This window comes from Fibrobacter sp. HC4, assembly GCF_023373925.1.
In the GTDB taxonomy this organism is placed as follows: domain Bacteria; phylum Fibrobacterota; class Fibrobacteria; order Fibrobacterales; family Fibrobacteraceae; genus Fibrobacter.
The window spans coordinates 20,318-38,839 of sequence record NZ_JALCZV010000024.1; the positions used below are offsets into that span (position 1 = coordinate 20,318).

At 48.3% G+C, this 18,522-nt stretch carries 15 protein-coding genes and 2 pseudogenes; 3 read left to right on the top strand and 14 right to left on the bottom strand.

Going from position 1 to position 18,522, the window contains the following annotated elements; all coding sequences use genetic code 11:
* The 8 genes and pseudogenes from MMG03_RS13720 to MMG03_RS13755 form a co-directional block, all read right to left on the bottom strand.
* Positions 1 to 340, bottom strand: a pseudogene (locus MMG03_RS13720) (hypothetical protein); the annotation flags it as partial.
* A 10-nt stretch (positions 341 to 350) separates the two neighbouring features.
* The gene (locus MMG03_RS13725) at positions 351 to 1,166 is read right to left on the bottom strand and encodes a TIGR02147 family protein (RefSeq protein ID WP_073233901.1); all 816 of its coding nucleotides are present in this window, start codon (positions 1,164 to 1,166) and stop codon (positions 351 to 353) included.
* Between the two features lie 259 nt (positions 1,167 to 1,425).
* The gene (locus MMG03_RS13730) at positions 1,426 to 2,835 is read right to left on the bottom strand and encodes an ammonium transporter (protein WP_249269445.1); all 1,410 of its coding nucleotides are present in this window, start codon (positions 2,833 to 2,835) and stop codon (positions 1,426 to 1,428) included.
* A gap of 15 nt (positions 2,836 to 2,850) precedes the next feature.
* Positions 2,851 to 3,192: a P-II family nitrogen regulator gene (locus MMG03_RS13735; protein WP_073156489.1), complete on the bottom strand. Its 342-nt coding sequence runs from the start codon at positions 3,190 to 3,192 to the stop codon at positions 2,851 to 2,853.
* A gap of 407 nt (positions 3,193 to 3,599) precedes the next feature.
* Positions 3,600 to 4,541, bottom strand: a complete 942-nt coding sequence (locus MMG03_RS13740) for a hypothetical protein (RefSeq protein ID WP_073156487.1) — start codon at positions 4,539 to 4,541, stop codon at positions 3,600 to 3,602.
* 2 nt (positions 4,542 to 4,543) lie between these two features.
* Positions 4,544 to 8,629, bottom strand: coding sequence for a C25 family cysteine peptidase (locus MMG03_RS13745; protein WP_249506535.1), 4,086 nt, complete (start codon positions 8,627 to 8,629; stop codon positions 4,544 to 4,546).
* A gap of 23 nt (positions 8,630 to 8,652) precedes the next feature.
* Positions 8,653 to 9,549 (bottom strand): hypothetical protein, encoded by an 897-nt coding sequence (locus tag MMG03_RS13750; RefSeq protein ID WP_146741858.1) that lies wholly within the window; start codon positions 9,547 to 9,549, stop codon positions 8,653 to 8,655.
* 20 nt (positions 9,550 to 9,569) lie between these two features.
* Positions 9,570 to 10,226 (bottom strand): hypothetical protein, encoded by a 657-nt coding sequence (locus MMG03_RS13755; protein WP_249506536.1) that lies wholly within the window; start codon positions 10,224 to 10,226, stop codon positions 9,570 to 9,572.
* Between the two features lie 45 nt (positions 10,227 to 10,271).
* On the opposite strand from MMG03_RS13755, the gene MMG03_RS13760 reads away from it, so the two are divergent.
* Positions 10,272 to 10,763 carry a peptide chain release factor-like protein gene (locus MMG03_RS13760; RefSeq protein ID WP_088666627.1) on the top strand — a complete coding sequence of 164 codons (492 nt, stop codon included), beginning with the start codon at positions 10,272 to 10,274 and terminating at the stop codon, positions 10,761 to 10,763.
* A 106-nt stretch (positions 10,764 to 10,869) separates the two neighbouring features.
* Positions 10,870 to 12,105: a lamin tail domain-containing protein gene (locus tag MMG03_RS13765; RefSeq protein WP_073286696.1), complete on the top strand. Its 1,236-nt coding sequence runs from the start codon at positions 10,870 to 10,872 to the stop codon at positions 12,103 to 12,105.
* Between the two features lie 60 nt (positions 12,106 to 12,165).
* Here MMG03_RS13765 and MMG03_RS13770 read toward each other — a convergent pair whose 3' ends face one another.
* Positions 12,166 to 12,624 carry a hypothetical protein gene (locus MMG03_RS13770; RefSeq protein WP_073156469.1) on the bottom strand — a complete coding sequence of 153 codons (459 nt, stop codon included), beginning with the start codon at positions 12,622 to 12,624 and terminating at the stop codon, positions 12,166 to 12,168.
* A gap of 202 nt (positions 12,625 to 12,826) precedes the next feature.
* Between MMG03_RS13770 and typA the strand changes: the two genes are divergently transcribed.
* Complete coding sequence (gene typA / locus MMG03_RS13775) at positions 12,827 to 14,659, top strand: translational GTPase TypA (RefSeq protein ID WP_249506537.1); 1,833 nt, start codon at positions 12,827 to 12,829, stop codon at positions 14,657 to 14,659.
* 234 nt (positions 14,660 to 14,893) lie between these two features.
* Here the strand turns inward: typA and MMG03_RS13780 are convergent, their stop codons facing one another.
* The 5 genes and pseudogenes from MMG03_RS13780 to MMG03_RS13800 all read right to left on the bottom strand — a co-directional run bounded on the left by MMG03_RS13780 (position 14,894) and on the right by MMG03_RS13800 (position 18,519).
* Positions 14,894 to 15,790 carry an IS3 family transposase gene (locus MMG03_RS13780; RefSeq protein WP_249506538.1) on the bottom strand — a complete coding sequence of 299 codons (897 nt, stop codon included), beginning with the start codon at positions 15,788 to 15,790 and terminating at the stop codon, positions 14,894 to 14,896.
* Between the two features lie 174 nt (positions 15,791 to 15,964).
* The gene (locus tag MMG03_RS13785; RefSeq protein ID WP_249506539.1) at positions 15,965 to 16,297 is read right to left on the bottom strand and encodes a transposase; all 333 of its coding nucleotides are present in this window, start codon (positions 16,295 to 16,297) and stop codon (positions 15,965 to 15,967) included.
* 161 nt (positions 16,298 to 16,458) lie between these two features.
* Positions 16,459 to 16,851, bottom strand: a pseudogene (locus MMG03_RS13790) (carbamoyl phosphate synthase large subunit); the annotation flags it as partial.
* A gap of 174 nt (positions 16,852 to 17,025) precedes the next feature.
* A complete protein-coding gene (locus MMG03_RS13795; protein ID WP_073286701.1) occupies positions 17,026 to 17,694 on the bottom strand; it encodes a hypothetical protein in 669 nt (222 codons plus the stop codon).
* Between the two features lie 12 nt (positions 17,695 to 17,706).
* The gene (locus MMG03_RS13800) at positions 17,707 to 18,519 is read right to left on the bottom strand and encodes an FISUMP domain-containing protein (protein ID WP_073286703.1); all 813 of its coding nucleotides are present in this window, start codon (positions 18,517 to 18,519) and stop codon (positions 17,707 to 17,709) included.
* Between the last annotated feature and the right edge of the window lie 3 nt (positions 18,520 to 18,522).

An 18,522-nucleotide genomic window follows, 5' to 3' on the forward strand; every position in this document is an offset into this window, starting at 1 on the left:
CAGGAGCCATATCATAAAGTTCGCGGGGCAAGAGAATGTAGTTGTACACGCTATCTAAAGATGCTCCAGAGAACTCAATTATATGAATGTTCCCCTGTGGGATGTTGGGATCAAAGCCCGGATCAAAACCCGGATCCGAAGATCCGTTATCGTTGCTAGAATAACCCATACCGGAGCCAGAACTTTCGATAACTTCGCTGGAACTGGAATTTTGATTTCCTCCAGTCGGGTCATCGGCAATAGAATTACCTTGTTCGTCAACACCAGCCACGCCTTCGGATCCGCAGGCGCATAGCATCGCCGTCAAAAAAATTGCGAAAAGGCCATTTCTCTTTTTCATATTGTTCTCCCTAAATTTTTTCCGTCAACGGGAAAAATTGCAAATTCAAACGATAGACCTGATCGATATTCTCGCATTCACTGGCGATCGCCATAATCCGTCTGCGAAATTCATCAACCTCCTTATTGATGCGTTCGAATGTTTTGGCATCTACCCCCATAGTTATACCAGAAATATTCCTTTCTCGAGGATCCACATTTTCAATAGCTTCCCTCGCAAAATCAATCATCTCGCGATTCAGGGAACGTAACGCCAAGGGAATCGCTTCCGTAGAACCCGAAATGACACGATCCGTCTGACGGTATTCATTGACACCCGTTTCCTGAAGTAAATTCGCCTTCGTCAACAGACCGAGCGAATCCCTGACCTGCTGAGCCGTAAAAGTGTGCTTTATCTTTCGCGCCATTTCCAGAGGCAAGGCACCGGGCATCAGAGGAGCCAATTCGCGAACGATGGTGTTGACCGCAGATTCATAATAGGCAAAGGTGTCAGAGTCTATGACACGCGCCTTCTGTTCCTTGGCAATCTTAGTCATCTCTTCGAAACAAGCCTTTTTCTTGGCGTCTATTTTGGCATTTCCAAACTCAACCATCTTTTCAAAGTAGGTCAACTCAAAACCAGCCAGTCCCATAGCGGCAGCCACCTTGGGCACACCCACCCGACTCAGAGAAGTTTTACCATCACACACCAACTTCAAATAAGAAGGTGACGAAAAATCAGCCATCCTGGAAAACTCGCGCCAGGTAAAAGCGGACTTTCGCTTCCGTTCCTCGTAAAAATCCTGCATGTAGCAGCGATAATCTTGATACTCAGTAATCGGTTTCATATTTCCTCTCTTGCATGTTCAATATAACTAGGTTTTTTCAAAAAGTCAACAGAAAATGATACAAAATATTAGTTTTTCTTTAATTTTACCAAATTTCATCAATCATTTAAAAATTTTATTCCATATATGAAACAAATCTTACCTTATATGATACAGAAGAAAAAGAAACCCCGTACCATTCGGTACGAGGTCCTTGTTTTTATTATGGCTTTAACTTATTGCGACGTTTGCCGCGAAAGTCCAGGCGGTTTTCCTGATCTTACATGTTGCTGAAGATCTGGAAGCCACCATAAGATTCCTGTCCGTGTTCTGCAAGATCGAGACCGCGGAGTTCTTCCTTTTCGCTAACGCGGAGGCCCATAGTCTTCTTGATCACGATGAAGATCAGGCAAGCAGAGAGGAAGCAGGGGATTGCGTAAGCAACGACACCGAGAAGCTGGGTGGAGAAGTTGAAGCGGCCGGTGTAATCGAAGATACCAACTGCAAGGGTACCCCAGATACCGTTGACCAGGTGAACGGAGAGAGCACCAACCGGGTCGTCCAAGCGGAGCTTTTCGAAGAAGTACACAGCCAGGACTACGATCACACCACCGATTGCACCAATGATCCAGGCACTGAGCGGGGAAACGGTATCAGCAGGAGCGGTGATTGCAACCAGACCAGCCAAGCATCCGTTGAGAGCCATGGTGGCATCGGGCTTCTTTGCGATAATCCAGGAAGTTGCAGTTGCGGTAATGATGCCAGCCACAGCAGCCAAGTTAGTAGTCACAAGAATCAGAGAGGTATCGAAGGGGTTGCCGGAGAGAGCGGAACCGCCGTTGAATCCCCACCAGCCGAACCACAGGATAAACACACCGATAGTTGCCAGCGGAACGTTGTGAGCGGGAATTGCATGAGCCTTGCCGTTCACATACTTGCCGATACGGGGTCCGAGAATGATTACGCCAGCGAGAGCGCCCCAGCCACCAACGGAGTGAACCAGTTCAGAACCAGCCAGGTCGTGGAAGCCTTCTGCACCGAATGCAGCGAAGTTGGAGAGCCAGCCACCACCCCAAACCCAGGAACCAACTACCGGGTAGACGAATGCTACGTAGAAGAAGGTGAACACCAGGAAGGAGGAAAGTTTGATACGTTCAGCAACGGCACCGGAAACGATGGTTGCGGCGGTAGCGGCAAACATAGCCTGGAACAGCCAGTCAGTGAACAGGGAGAAGTGACCGTTATAAGCGGCAGTGAAGTTGGCGGGATTCATCCAGTCGCCAATGCCGAAGCCTGCAAAGCCAAGCCAACCGTTAAATTCACCCGGATACATCAAGCCAAAGCCCAGCAATGCGTACACGGAAATACCGATAGCGGGAACAGCCACGTTCTTAAAGCAGATGTTGGAAGCGCTCTTTGCACGGCAAAGACCGGATTCAACGCAAGCAAAGCCAAGGCCCATGATGAACACCAGCATTGCGGAAATCATGATCCAGATATTTTCGGTCATGAAGATTGCTTCACCTACAGAGGGAGCAGCTTCTGCAGCGGGAGCGGCAGCGGCTTCCACGGCGGCAGCCACAGGAGCAGCAGCTTCGGCAACAGATTCAACAACAGCAGCGGCGGCGCTAGAAACGGTATCAGCTACAGCAGCGGCGGTATCGACGATAGTAGAAAGTGTATCAGCCATTTTTATACCTCCTTATTAGCCAATAGCTTCCGGGCCAGTTTCACCGGTACGGATACGGATACATTGTTCAAGGTTCGTCACAAAAATTTTGCCATCGCCGATGTTACCAGAACGGGCGCCAGCAATGATTGCATCGATGCAGGGCTGAACGAATTCATCGTTTACGGCGATACGAATACAAATCTTCTTAAGCAGGTTCACTTCGGTTTCAACGCCACGATACACCTGAGTGTGTCCCTTCTGCTGACCGCAGCCCAGAACGTTGGTGACTGACATCTTGAAAATTTCAGCCTCGTATAGAGACTGCTTTACGCTATTTAGCCTTTCGGGTTGAATGTAAGCTGTAACGAGCTTCATGATTTCATCCTTGTGTTGAGTTTATTTTTGTTTCCGCCACCCATACGCAAAGACCATGCCAACTCAGATTTTCAGTTGGCAAAAAAAATAGACGAAACCGTCTCAATCCCTTATTCTATAAGGGTTTGAACGCATCTTCTTTTTTTTATCTGTTAGATTTTACCGCCCCGACGTTCCCCCAAAAAGGCTTACACTTTATGAATTACCCAAATAAAATTATTTACACAATTTGTAATTCAAACAAAAATTTCCTATTAAAGAGCCTCCTAAGGCAACCTTCAACCCCCTCAATCCTATTTATCATATTTTTGTAATTTTCATTTTCTGTAAACCAGCAGAGACAACCACCGCAAATAAAAAACTCCCCCATGCGGAGGAGTTTCGCAAAACAAAGATGTTCGAATCGACTATTTCTTCTTCGAGTTTTTCTTGCCGGCAGCCTTCTTCTTGTCCTTCATTTCTACGCGGCGGCTTCCGGAGCGGAGGCGTTCCCAAGGGGCAAAGGACATAATGGGGAACTGCAGAACGAAGAACCACAAATTGAAAACGAAGAAGTAAAGGGCTGCGCCCCAGTAATTCAAATTAGAAGTCTTGGCGGCATCGGCGGCATTTGCAGCAGCATCGGACGCCTGGGCGGCATCCACAGCGTTAGCGGCAGGCATGTCAAAAGCCACGGCGCACACAGCTAGCAAGGATGCCGCAAGCACCGGGACAAACATCTGCTTCGCAGCCTTTACCAAAGCACCCGCAGCAGGCACACCGGCAGACAGATGCTTGCCCGCCACAGCAGACAAGGACATCGCACTGGCAAATCCAAGAGCAGAAAGCACAGCCCACACAAGCCAGGTGGGTTCCAGGCTAGCCGGCAGAACGGCACAAAGTCCGCTCCAGAAAATCCAGGCCAAGACAAAGGGGAAAAGTCCACAGGCAAAGGGGACCTTCACCACAACAAGAGCCACCAGCGAAACAATCGCCAAAGCGCCAAACATCATGACAGGCATGTTTTCATTACCGCCCAAGATGTAGAGAGCGCCAAATGCCAAGCCAAAAGAAACGGCAGACGCAACCGCACCGCGAACGCTTCCAAAAATAGCGAACAGTACAACGGCGGCAATGGCAGCCACGCTCAGATACTGAGCATTAGCCCAGACCCCTGCAACACCTTCCACCTCGGCCATCCACATTCCCAGCGCTTCAGACGCTCCCAAGGGCAAGGAGGCAATGCCCTGCCAGCTGGAGGCCATAAAGCTGATGGAAGCAACAACGATAGCCACAATGGAAATCAGGCGTATACGCAGCATGATCTCCAAAAAAGACTGAATCTTACCCGGTTTTTCTCTCAAATCCATAATTACCTCGAAATCAATAGTTTCTGTTTTTTAGTCCAAGTTTTCTTTTTCACACCTTCCGACGCAGGAACTTCGCAACGTACCACATAGTGATACAGCCCATTAGCAAGAAGGCGGTTACGATCATCGCGGCCATCCCAGCGGGTCACACCCGATACGGCATCCTTCAAAACCTTCACCAGACGGCCATTCTGATTGTAGATGAAAATGTTTACTCTGGAATCAGCGAAATTCTTAAAGTAGAAAGTCGTTCCCTTTTTACCCATGGGGTTCGGAGCATTGAAAACATCGGCCAGGCCCGTCTCCATCTCGTCAGTAATTTCGACCACCAACGTTTTCGTAGCAGCATTTCCAACAACATCCAGGGCCCTCACTTTAAACAAGTAGGATCCCGCAGGATATTGTTCCGTACTAAAGTTCATACGGACCTTAGCATATTTGGAATTCTGTTCAAGATAAGGGCTTGGATGGAACGGATCCTGAACACCTTCGACTTCAAAGGAAATTCCCTCATCAGCCTGTTCCCTAAAATCGAGGGCCGTAGAATCTTCCACTTCAACTTGCAAGCATGCAGGAGCCTGAAGCTTTACGTTTTGTCCGTCAACAAAGTAGGTTGCCATTGCCCCCGATATACAAGACTGAATCTTGATTGTGGGGGGAACAGTATCCTTCAAGGAATCTGCATAGTTGGATATTCCTGCGATTCTCAAATGTCCAATTAGGGAGCGGCCAACAGCAGCGGATTTCTTTGAATACGCCCACGTTGTAAATTCCGCCAGGGAATCACCAAAGGACATTTTACGCGGGGTGACAAATTCTGTAGAGAACCGTCCATTCTTCACAGCCACTTCTTCAGAATAAATCAGAGGACCATTCAAGAACACTTCCAATTCTTCGTTCATCGAATTTTGCAAATCAACCGTTTTGTACGAACGGCCTTCTTTCAAGTTCAACACGATATATCCATCATCAAGACCATCTACAGTTCCAGACAAAGTCAATTTGTCAAGCGCCTTAATCTGTTCCAGAGGTTTATCTAGTTTCACTTTATATTCAGAAATCGGCAGACCAATGACCGGTTCGCCTAACAATACATAGCGTCCTTCATTATAACGCTGGTTTCCAGATAAAGTGGAATAACGTTTGGAACCTACGTAAGCATCACCAATGCGACGGACGGAATCAGAGGTCAAGGCAAAGCTCATGAAATTCAATCCGAAGGTTTTATTCTCCGAGGCAAAAGTTTCTCTAGTCGCACCAATGGAAACAATAGAACCTGCGCCATTAGCCATTAACATTTCTTCTGAAAGTGACGGAACAGTTCCTTCATCAAAACGGCCAACCGTACAGGAGAACGAAGCCAATATGGTATATCGTCCCTTATTAGAAAGTTTCTTAACATAGCTGGGCTTCATCAAACCTTCTACAGCCCAGTCTGTCTTCGAACCATGTCCATAGTACGTGGTAATCAGGGCTCCCTGGTTCAAAATACTGATAAAGTTTTCGGCAGCGAGTTTTTTCTGTCCAGAAGCATCCCGTTCATAATCCACCAGGTAAATTTTCTTCATATCCCAGCGAATATTCTTTTCTTCAGAACGATCACTGATTGTTTTAGCCGTATTTTCCTGAAAAGTGGTATGAGGGATATTATCGACACCGCCATTATTCCAGGCATCATCTGCAGCCAACAAAATGACAGAACGCCAACTGGAATTGTCAAACGTTTTCAGCATTTCATGATCTTTCGCCTTGCGAACATAGTTAGCAAACGCAGACGGAGACTGGGCAGGAATTCGCCCAACGGCAACATCCAGCTCATAAGGTCCAAAGCGAATCACTTCACCCGAATCCAGTACGCCATAAAAATCCTCGGACACATAGTCTTCATCCTGGTAGGTCGGGAAATGATTTGGCGTCAGTCGGCTGTTCATGCCGCGGTAATCGAAAGTTCCCGAGCCGACCAAAAGGACATAACGGAAATCGGGGCATACAGAGTAAACGTAAGACAGGTAGTTTCTAATTGCAACCGGAGAAAGGCGCCCTGCCGTGTACGTTCTGTAAATGTCTTCAAGATTTACTACAGAGGTGGCAATAGAACTTACAGCAAAACCGCCGGCCCTAAACTCAGCCAAGGCAACAGCTTCATTAATAAAGTCAGGAGGAGCAATGATCAAATACTCCAACTTTGAATTAGGGCGAGTCAAATCCTTAAGGACACCGCTATTGGGTCTAGAAAAACCAGCAACCCTCAAGTCCTCTCTAAACGCATCCGAACGAACGGCAAGATAGCGAACATCATCCTCGCTGGCCACGCTATCCTTGGCAACACCGTTGGATGAACGCAAATAGCCGACAGGCTGAAGATTCTTAAACTTCATGACCTGCGTACCAGACGGAACCGGAACGTTGATCACACCCGAAACATTTCCCGGCAAAAGCCATTCCGCAGAATCGACAACAGGCTTCCACTGGTAGGCAAAACTGTATCCGTTAAAACGATCATACTGTGTGCCGCCCGGGAGCATATCCAGGGCAATGGAATTGCCAGTCTTCTTAAGTTCGACGCCATCGATCCTAAAGTTACCCCCCGGCATCAAAGTCGTCGCCTCACGGCGGACTCTAGTTCCGTTCACCTCTACGGCAAAAAAGATGGAATCCATTCTTTCTGCATAACTACGGCTAGACATATAGATGTCTTTTTTCTGGTCATTTGCTTTTTCTGCAGAAGAATGACTTACAGAACGGCGGGGCATGTACGTTACGGCAACATACTGCCTGCCGCCTTCCACAAGGCCAGGCAACGTATACGTTTCATCCGTTTTTAACTCCGCAGCAGAAATCCGCGTGGAATCAAACCTCGAGTGCCAATGCCAGAACCATTCCTTACCTGAAGCGGATTCCCAGTTCAGGTCCTTTCCGTAATAAGTATCCCTAAGCAAGGCATCTTCTTCGGCATGTACATAGCGCATCCACTCCACATCTCGGCCCTTTCCCGCAGGGGATTCAACCAAGTCCGAGAGTCGCTTGCCCTTACCCGTATATTTCTTTCCAAGAAGGAATCCCTGGTCAAAGGAATAGGGAGAATAGGAATGGAAGTAGTCCATCTCGCCGTTTTTAAACGACGGATTTTCGCGGTCACAACGTTTCCAGAAGCCGTTTCCGTATCCAACAAATACAATGGAGTCTCCCTCGCCAAAAGTTCCGTCAGCCTTGGAACTAGAAGGAGAATGGTCTCTAACCTCAATGGGGATTTCAAAAATTTGATTGGGATTGCGTTCCGCCGCGCCAGGACCAATTGCCGCAAGGGTATCCTGAGACGAACCATATAGGCAAATCTTATCTACAGGTATGCCCACGAGATCGTCTTCTCGTTGAGCGGAAACCATTGCCGCACGAACACTTCTATACTCTACAGCATACAGGCCATCTTCAGAGAACGAGCCAAGCTTTTTATCGCCTACAAAGAACTGTGCCAGGAATTCAACGTCGGAGTAATCGCTAGAGGCGGACTTGCGAAGGCTTTTCTGCAAAGCCTTCTGGTTCGCGCCAAAGCGCGAAGCCCCGTTCACGTTCAGTGCACGGGCAAGTCCTCTCAGACCAGGCTTCACACCTGCAGCCCGTCCGTTAAACTTGACGTTCAGTCTAAAGTTCTTGCGAAGTGCAACAGAGTTTCCTCTTTTCACGTAAAGAGGCACCCGGATATCCGTAAGCCAGAGGCCATCTCGCTGAACCGCTTCAGACATCTGAATCGGACCAAAGCCAAACGACACCGGCTCCATTCTTTCCGGATCAGCACAGACAGGCTTGCCCAATTCAAGCAGACGCTCATCAGATATGAAAACCTGAGGCAATTCCTTCGTCGGCAAGGCAATGCTATACGTTCTAAACGGAACACCGTTTCCATCGAAATAAGTGGCATTTTCCGGTCGGAAAAAACCACCCTTGGAACCATCGCAATCCAGCACAGCCGTATTTGCGACTTCATCATCCATCACAAAGCGATTTTGGGAATCCTCCACCACTTTCGAGGCAAATGCAGGCACCGCCAACAGCGCCGCAAGAACAAAATTTGATATTGAAAACTTCACGTTTTCAAAATAGAAAAATGCACCTAGGGATTAGTCACCAGCAATTCGGAATAGCCGTTTCCATTGGTCCTAAATTCAACCACTTCGCCTCGAGCCGTCTTGGCCTTAAAAAGCGTAAAGAAAGGAGGCATCACACCGCTACTGAGAATGGCATCCAGTTCCTCTGACGGCATTTTATAGTTAGCATTCCATTCCTGCATATACCAATGCCAGGGCTGCCAATTGAACACGCCTCGAACAGACTGGACAAAAGCACGAAGCATCAGGGAATACTCATACTTGAAGTAATCCTCATAATCCCTAAGCATCGCCTTTTTCTCCACAAAAGTCTTGGTCGAATAAGTCGGATCCAAGGTTAGCGGAGAATCTACGCGTTTTTCATAAGTAAAGCGGAATCCATTGCTCATGGTCTTGATTTTCAAGTCAGGCTTATCTATATGAACAAATTCATTTTCAGAAACTTGTTTATAATCTCTAAACACCACGGAGTTAGAAAGTACAGGATTGATCGTCAATTTTTCGGGCTTTGCATCCAGCTTTTTTAGTTCATAAAACATCAGCACTTCACCAGCACCTTTCTGCAGGAGTACAGCCAGCAAGGGAAGTTGACGTTCCGTAAGTACCCAAACCATTTCCGGCTTATTTTCAGCCTTGAGCATAGGATTCAGCACTTCCATCAGGGACGGATCCTTTACGCCGTTCACATCCCATTCCATCCACGTGCCCGTACCGCCAACAGAATCCAGCGTCGCAAACAGACGGTCGCCACTAAAGGGTCGGCGGGAATCTACGGCACCAAGAATTTTTGCGGAACCCGAAGTATAGCCGGTCTTAGTTGATTTTTGGGAGGCCGGGGCTGATACGCACAAGGATACCGCTAACAGACAGAGGCCAAGCACACGAACAAAGCTTTTACTCATTATAAAACCAACGAAAAGCGTTAGAATCCAATAGGATTGAACAGGGATTCATCCAGTCGGCTATACTGCAGATGGTATTCCCTATCCAGCCAGTACAGGGCCAATTTCTTGTCAGTCCAGTTCTTCTTCACGGCGGTAGCTTCAACGCCCTTGGTAATCAGGGGAACCGTTTCCACCAGGTCTAACTTCCAGTCGTTATCATCCCATTCAAACAGCATAATGGGAACCTCGGGGCTATTGGCAAGACCAATGCTGCCGCGGTCATTTTTCACCTTCATGGGCCCAAGTTTCAGGCTGGTAAAGCGCTGGAACATCCCCGCCTTAGAAAGGTAGAGCCACAGCATGCGATCTTCGGAAACTTCCCACAGGTGTTCACGTTCGTATAGACGGTAAAGGAGAATGGAATAAATTTCGTAAAACTGGCAGGTATCCAGTTCCGCCTCGGTGTAGGACATGGCATGACGTTCCAGTTCATCCAACCAGTTTTCCGAAGGATCGGTCAGCATTTCCAGCAAGGTGTCTGCAGGAGTATCGACGCGAATGGCGGCAAGGAACTTCTGGAACATGGCTTCCAGGGCGGCCTGCTTATCAATTTCGCGATTCTGAGCCTTTGCATCCTTAACGGCAGCAGATTCGCTTAACGAGCTAGAGGAACCAGCACAGCCAGCAAAAAACATGAGAATTCCGGCAACAGCGGCCAAAACTATTTTATTTTTCAGTACATGCATCGCGACACCTACCTAAAAATGACCTTGGATGAACTCCTTCGAGCCTGCACCCTCAAGGGGTATCAAGGCAGCGGTCCCGGCGGCCAGCACCGCAACAAGACCAACACAGGAGTCCTTTTAACTCTTCGTGAATTCAATTTAGAAATCAAATCCTGCGAAGGTAGGAGCGCTCACGAAAATAAGATCCATGCATTGCACCGTATGCAGATGGCCCTAGCCCTGCAAGTTCGAGAAACACCAGCAAGCCCGGAAATTCCTTTTCCCGGCAGCAACGGTCACATCCAGACCTCCAATGCGTTATTTCCCCTTTTCGTAGCTCATGTATTTGATATTATGGCCGCCAAGGGGGGAGATACCAAGACCGCAGCAGCCGCATTCAACCTCAGTCCCAGCGCCCTGGTTAAAATTCTTCGGCAAGATAAAGCCTGCGCCACAAAACTCCAAGGGAACAGGCAACAAAACGGCCAAAAGCCCCTTAAGCTTTAAGATTTCGCAGACTTCCGAAAGTAAAAATCTTTTTACGGTGTCAAAGGCGATTTTCTGGATCAAAAACTCGTGTTAAGAAGTGGACCACTTCAAAACAGGAGGTTTTATGAGTCCGATTCTTAACCGCATCTCGACCAAGTGTTTCTTGGCCGCCATCTTGTTCTGCGCCGCATTTTTCTGGAACTGCGGGACAGACTCCACCAACAACCAGCTTTCGTCTGTTGACGTCGAAAAGACCAGCGTTTCCCTGAGGTTTTCCTATACCGAAACCCCTCTGGTAGACAGTCTTGTTCTTGACTGCCTCGGCCCGGACACGCTCCATTTGATTCATGCCCCAGGAAATCCCGACTTCAGCCTGGACCTGTTTCCCAGCGACCACTGGAGTTTCAAGGCAAAGATTTATGCCAACGGAGACCTGCTGCAGATGGGAGAACTGGAAGCCAAGCTTTCTGCAGGCGCTGCCGTAAACCTGAGCATCCAGATGCACGCCATCGTAGGCTTTGTCTACATCGAGGTTCCGTTGGGTCTGAACAACAGTGCGGGAGTTACCCGGGGAACCATGACCCTTACATCCGACAAGGACAGTTATACCATCCCCATGACCCAGACGGCAACCGCCGGTATTTTCAAGAGCGGAATGTTGAAACTGGGGGCCAACTACGATGTGGAAATCACACTGTTCGGCGAAGATGGAAAGGGCATCTACAAGCTGAAAGACAAGTTCCTTTTGACGGAAGACAGCCCCGTTCCAAATCTGACATTAAATTCGCTCAGGAGCCAGGTTTCGCTGATGGTGAACCTCGCACCAGAAAAGAACGTGGAATTGACACTCCCCCTGCCAGCAGGATACCGCAAGCCCAGGGCCAACGAACTCCTGATTACCGAAGTGATGGCCGCCCCCGACAATAAGGACACTACCCAATACGAATTTGTAGAAATCTACAACGGCAGCCTGGACACCCTGATTCTTGACGACTGCGCCATCGGGCTCACCAGCTCCAGTTCCACCAAGTTCATCCCCCTCACCGTCAGCGAGATTCCGCCTAACGAGATCCTCGTTCTGGGAAACCCCAACAGCCAAAATACACCCGCCCTCCACATCGGGACCGACGGCTGGAACGACATGGGAAATTCCAAAGGGTTCGTCATCCTCAAGTGCGACGACATTACGCTGGATTCGCTTTACTACGCCTCGGAACCAGACTCGCTACACCCTAATGTAGTACCCGCAGTTCCCTCGGGCAAAAATGGCGCCTCCTCCCAACTGAACCTGGAGCAGTGGAAAAACCGTCAGGATTCAACCGCCTGGAAGCTGGCCACACCCACACCGGGAATCCTCTAACGAAAAAAAACGGCCGCTCCAGAAAGCGGTCGTTTTAAAATTTGCAGCCGATTAGGCGAATTAAGCTCTAATCTGAGTGTTAGCGCGTTCCACGTCAAACAGTCTGCGGAGCAGTTCTGTACGGGCAGGTTCACGTTCTTCAGCAAGAGTCAGGGGTGCCATGTTGATAGCTACCAGGATAGAGCCCGGATAGTTATTTGCATTCTTGATGAATTCGCTGCTAGAAACGCCATCGGTATAGAAGTCAACCACAAAGGTATCCCAGTCGTCGTTTTCAAGCTGTTCCTGGGCTTCGGCCTCAGTCTTGACAGCCTTAATCGTAGCGCCAACCAGAAGATCGGTCAGCACTTCGAGGCAGGCCTCACGGCGAGCATCGTCTTCTTCCCACACCAAAATGCAACGGTCGCTGTAGTCACGGACAACCGGGGCAGAGGATTCTTCTTCGGACTCGAACTTTTCGAGGGCGGCCTCGTCCATTTCGTCGTCATCAAAATTATCAAGATCTTTATTCTTTGCCATAGTAGCCCAAATATAGTAAAAAAGCCATGAGTTACGAGCTATGAGCCATGAGTTACGAGCTATGAGCTATGAATTATGAGGCCTGTAAGGGTGTTTTTTGCGCAATGCTCACAGTTCCACACTCAAAGCTAACTTGCCATGATTGTGCTATTTTTCTAAATTTGCGCCCAAAAATAAACCTTTCTATATATAAGAAGGCCCTATGGATCAATCTAAAATCAGAAACGTCGCCATCATCGCCCACGTTGACCACGGTAAAACTACCCTGGTGGACCAGCTCCTCAAGCAGTGCGGAACCTTCCACGAAGGTGAAGAAGTCAACGAACGCGTGATGGACTCCGACAACCTGGAACGCGAACGCGGCATTACCATCCTTTCCAAGAACACCAACGTGATGTACAAGGGCTACCGCGTGAACATCGTGGATACCCCGGGGCATGCCGACTTCGGTGGCCAGGTGGAACGCGTTCTTGGTACCGTTGACGGTGTGATTTTGGTGGTGGACGCTTTCGAAGGTCCTATGGCCCAGACCCGTTTCGTAACCCAGAAGGCTCTTCAGATGGGCCTTATTCCTATCGTCGTCGTGAACAAGATCGACCGTGACGGTTGCAATCCCCATGGCGCTCTGGACAAGGTTTTCGACCTGTTCTGCGAACTTGACGCAACTGAAGAACAGCTGGACTTCGACAAGGTGTTCGGTTCCGGCCGTCGCGGTATCTGCAAGGCAGAAATGGAAGATCCGGATGGCGATTTCTCCATCCTCATGGACAAGATTATCGAACGCATTCCGGCTCCCAAGGGCGATCCGAATGCCGACCCCCTCATGCAGATTACCTCTCTGGAATACTCCGGCTTCCTCGGTCGCTTGGCAGTGGGCCGCGTCCAGAACGGTCTGTTCAAGCCGGGTCTGACTGTTGCACAGTCCACTGTCGACGGCAAGTTCAAGAACGTCCGTCTCCAGAAGGTTCTCCGCTACGACGGTCTTTCTCCCCAGCCGGTTGAAGAAGCCGGTCCGGGCGACATTGTTCTTCTGGCAGGTTTCGACAACTTCGACATCGGCGACACCCTGTCCGATCCGAAGAATCCTGTGGAACTGCCTCGTATCCACATTGACCCGCCCACCATCTCCATGATGTTCACCGTGAACACCTCCCCCTTGGCAGGTAAGTACGGTGGAAAGTTCATGACTGGTAACCAGCTCCAGGAACGTCTGGAACGCGCACACATGGCTGACCCCGCCCTCCTGGTGGAAAAGGCTGACGGCGCTTCCAACTTCAAGGTTTCTGGCCGCGGCATTCTCCATCTGACCATTCTGGTGGAAAATATGCGTCGTGAACTCTATGAATTCACCATCGGTTCTCCCCAGGTGATTTTCAAGAACGACGAAAACGGCAAGCTCCTGGAACCGGTCGAAGAATTCAAGGTCGAAGTACCTAACGAATTTAGCGGCGCCTGCATTCAGGAAATCCAGCAGCGTAAGGGCGAAATGACCAACATGACCACCGATGAAAACGATCGCGTCACCTTGGAATTCAACGTTCCTTCTCGCGGCCTTATCGGTATCCGTCCCAGACTCCTGTCCCTCTCCAAGGGTTACGCCATCAGCCAGTCCATCTTCAAGGGCTACGAACCGTACAAGGGAGAAATCCCGGCTCGTATCAACGGCGTGCTCATTGCTAAGGAACCGGGTGAAGCCGCTAGCTACGCTCTTTCTAACCTGGAAGACCGCGGCTACCTCATCATCGGACCGGGCGCTGAAGTTTATCCGGGTATGATCGTTGGCGAACACAACCGTGATGTGGATATCACCGTGAACGTCACCAAGGGTAAGCACCTGACCAATATGCGTTCCAAGTCTGCTGATGATATGATCCAGCTGACTCCGTATCGCCGTCTGACTCTGGAAGAATGCGTTACCTTCATTAACGAAGACGAATGCATCGAAGTCACTCCGGAAGTTCTGCGCCTCCGCAAGACCGAGCTGGATCCCATCAAGAGAAAGCAGCTCTCCAAGAAGCCCGCAGAAGAAGAATAATCGTTGTTTGCGGTACCAATGGCGCCGCGACACTTCTCGGATTAGAAAAGACCAGCTTTTAAAGTTGGTCTTTTCTTATTTCTACAAAAAGCCTGCGGAAAAATTTCCACAGGCTTTCTTCATAATTCAGAACTAAAATGGACTTGTAGATTTTTTAATAGAGGGCTTTTCGCAAGCCATATTCATTAATTTGATGGTTTAAATATACTCTCTTTTCGTATCGATTGTTGAAGTTTATGCAATAAGTTTCTGCAATCGGTAAGCTACTGGAGTCAAATAGCCCAGACTGCTGTGCAGGCGTTTGCGATTGTAGAACAGTTCGATGTACTTGAACAGGTCCTCCCTGACCTCATCAATATCGGCATAGGATCTATGGTGGACTTGTTCCTTCTTCAAGCTCGCAAAAAAACTTTCCATCGCCGCGTTATCGTACGGACAGCCCGGAGCACTCATGGACGGCACTATGCCAAGACTATCAAGCATGTTGCGATATCCTCGGCTACTGTACTGCGAGCCTCGATCCGAATGGAAAACTAGGTTCTCATGCGTGCCGCGGTTCGCCACGGCATTTCCGAGAGCGTTTTTCACAAGCTCCGTGTCAATGTTCTTGCTGATGGAATAGCCGATAACCTCCCTGTTAAACAGGTCCAGAACCACGGCCAGATATACCCACCCGAGATTCGTGCGGATATACGTGATATCGCCACACCAAAACTGGTTAAGACCGAAAGGCGCAAAATTACGTTGCAAACGATTTTCCGCAAACATCCCGTCGCTCTTGCCCGGTTTGTAAGGCTTAAACTTCTTGATGGCAACAGAGTATAGGCCGTTTTCTCGCATTATGCGCCGGAGTTTGTACTCATTGATTTGAACGACTCTTTCATTCAAGACCTTTAGAAGTTTCGTACAACCATAGACTCGATGGTGTTCCTCGAACACATCGCGTACAGTTTGTACAAGGTCGGCTTCCCGTTGCCTCCGTTGATTTCTCTTGGTTTCCTGCTTTGACCACTGGTAATAGGAACACTGGGGTATTCCTAGCGCTTTGCACATCTTCTTCACCGAATGCTCCTGACGTAACTTGTAGACAGCCTCGCATTTCAGTCGTGTGGTCGCATAAGAGCGAGCCAAGCGAGTGTCGCAAAATTATGCTTGCATAATGTTCCCCAAAGAGGATAACTCAGCTACGAAACTAAAGTTTCAAGTTTCGTATATATGACCGAGTGCAGCCGCTGACGCCGTAGGCGTCAAAGATGTGCAGGGATTTCCAGAAATCCAATCGCCTCAATCATGTCGATTTGCAAGCTAGCTTGCAATCGCCGCGATATTCGGCTCATAGATTTTTTTTAGGATTTCTACGGTTTCCCGTTCCTCGGCAAGTTCCTTTTCTCTTTGTTTTAGTTTCCGTTCCAGTTCACGGTTCTTTGTCGCAAGTTCTTCAATGGAGACTTTCTTGAGTCGGCGTTCTTCTTCGTATGAAGGCAGATTATTCTTCTTTCTGTAATCCTGGACCCATCTGCATACGGTATTGGCCGTGACGCCGATTTCCTTCGCAAGTTTCGTCGCAGACTTTTCACCTTTCAGGACGAGTTTTATGGTCTGCAACTTCATTTCTTCATTGTAATGGACTCTAGACATTGTTTTTTCCTCTGGTTGAGAATGAAATGACTATGTCATTTTGATTCTGCACCTCGGTCATAAAAACATGTAAACATGTTTTTGCGACGCTCGGTTTGGCAATCATTTAACAATGAATATGACAGCATGATTTACCCTCTTATTAAATCACGCCATAGTCCAATGAGGAGCGGGCGATCCGGGGTAACGCCAACAGCCTTGGCAACGTATTCGCGGAGCATGTTTTCGTCGTAGATGACTTCCATGCCGCGGCCGCCAAGCACGAAGCTGAGGCGGATCATCACCGGGTAGCCACCGATCTGCTTGACGCAAGCGAGGGCTTCGTCGATGTTGGTAGCCATGCCGCTTTCCGGCATCGGGATTTCCAGTTGGTCCATCATCTTGCGGAACAGGTCGCGGTCTTCAGCGATGTCGATGGAATCGATGCTGGTACCGAGAATCTTCACGCCTTCGTCGCTGAGAGCGCGGGCGATGTTCAGCGGAGTCTGGCCACCGAACTGCACGATAACGCCAGCGGGCTGTTCCTTCTTGTAAATCTGGAGAACGTCGCCTACCATTTGGGCGTTCCCCGCGCTCCGCACGGGTCGGGCTATATTTTATGGGTCGCACGGTTCACTCCGTTCCCGCCCAACCTCATAAAAACGAGCCCACAGTCTCGGCCCCAAGGGGTCACTATCCCTAACGCGAATGCTTTCAATGCAAAAAAGGCTCCATATGGAGCCCCACTTTTATTCTATATCGAACATTTTGGGTGGCAACACCTTTCGTCGTTCGGCTTCAAGAATATCCAACACAACTTTAGTTGTATTTCCATCTGCAAGAGAGGTATTTGTCTCAACCTTCTTGAGCGTTCCAGGGAGCTTGCATGTATTATCGCAATATTCAAAAGAGGTTTCAGCATTAGCACCATTAACTTGAAGCACCATCTTCATCACCCGCTTTTTTGTGGCGGAGTAATAAAGAGTTGGTTTTGAGGCATCCTTAGGGACAATCTTCCAAAGCGAACCGGCCTTAACAGGATTCTTGTAATCTTCTGGAGACCCCATCTTTTTATTTATGTCAGCAGGATTCTGTTGCTTAATATTTTGGGCAGGCAGAGTCTTTCCTGATTTTAAATCAACAACTTTCATTCGCGTTCCATTTTGAATCGTCTTCATCTGAATAAGACTTGAATTAATTGTCGTTACAGATTTATCGCTACCCGCATTAATCACAGACATGTCAACAGACAGCGACTTTTGATTTGGCAATATGACCGTAGTTCTAATCTGCATTTCACACGTGTCCGGGAAAGCGGATTTCGCCTGATTTTCAAATACGGTACTCAAGTCCAAGGCGAAAGATTGAGTAACCACCATCACAATTCCAAGCCCAATAATTTTAATTGTTTTTTTCATAAAATTCCTTTTTTAGTCCTTTACACAACGAACAGATACTCTGGCTTCTTTCCCAACACTTTCAAAATCATGGTATTCATAGCAAAAATAATTGGCGATAATGGCAAAATAGTTATCAGCCACACCACCTAAAATTTCTCGTTCATCACTTGTCCAAAAAGCGGCACAACGGCCTTCCTTGACGTATTTTTGATAGTCATTACGCCAGCCCGAAGGCAACAAGGAAAAACCTAATGTATCAGAGCCATTTTTCGTTATTTCAGACATCCGGTAATTTGCATAGTCCCGCGAATACCCCCCATTGTAATCATTCTCTGGGCTAGTATTAATCCACCCATCTTTTGATTTCAGATAATACCATTTTATATAACCAATTTCTTCCAAAAAAGCCAAATCATCGGCACGCATCCACGCAAGTGCAAATAGTATTAAAGAATTCCATTCATCTTTTGTCGGCAAGTGCCACCCCTGCGGACATACACCCTGATATTTTTTCCCTTCCGTCCATTGACGAACATTAACTGCGGTCGTATCCAAAGCCATGGCCGATTCCCATCTGTAGAGACGCCCATATTTTTCGCAATAAGCGGGTTCATCATTGTAGCAAAAACTGCTATCGACAGCATAGTTCAAATTTTCCGCCATCCATTCAAGGCCATTTATAACCGTGGTCCTATATGTCTTGCCATCGCGTTCATCGAAAACAGTACCGAATTTAGGCGTATAATCTGGGAACTTCGGTCCCGTTGCAGATGGTTCGTCATCGCCACAGGAACAAACCAATGTCACAGCAGCAACTGGGATGAGTAATTTAACCTTATCCATACA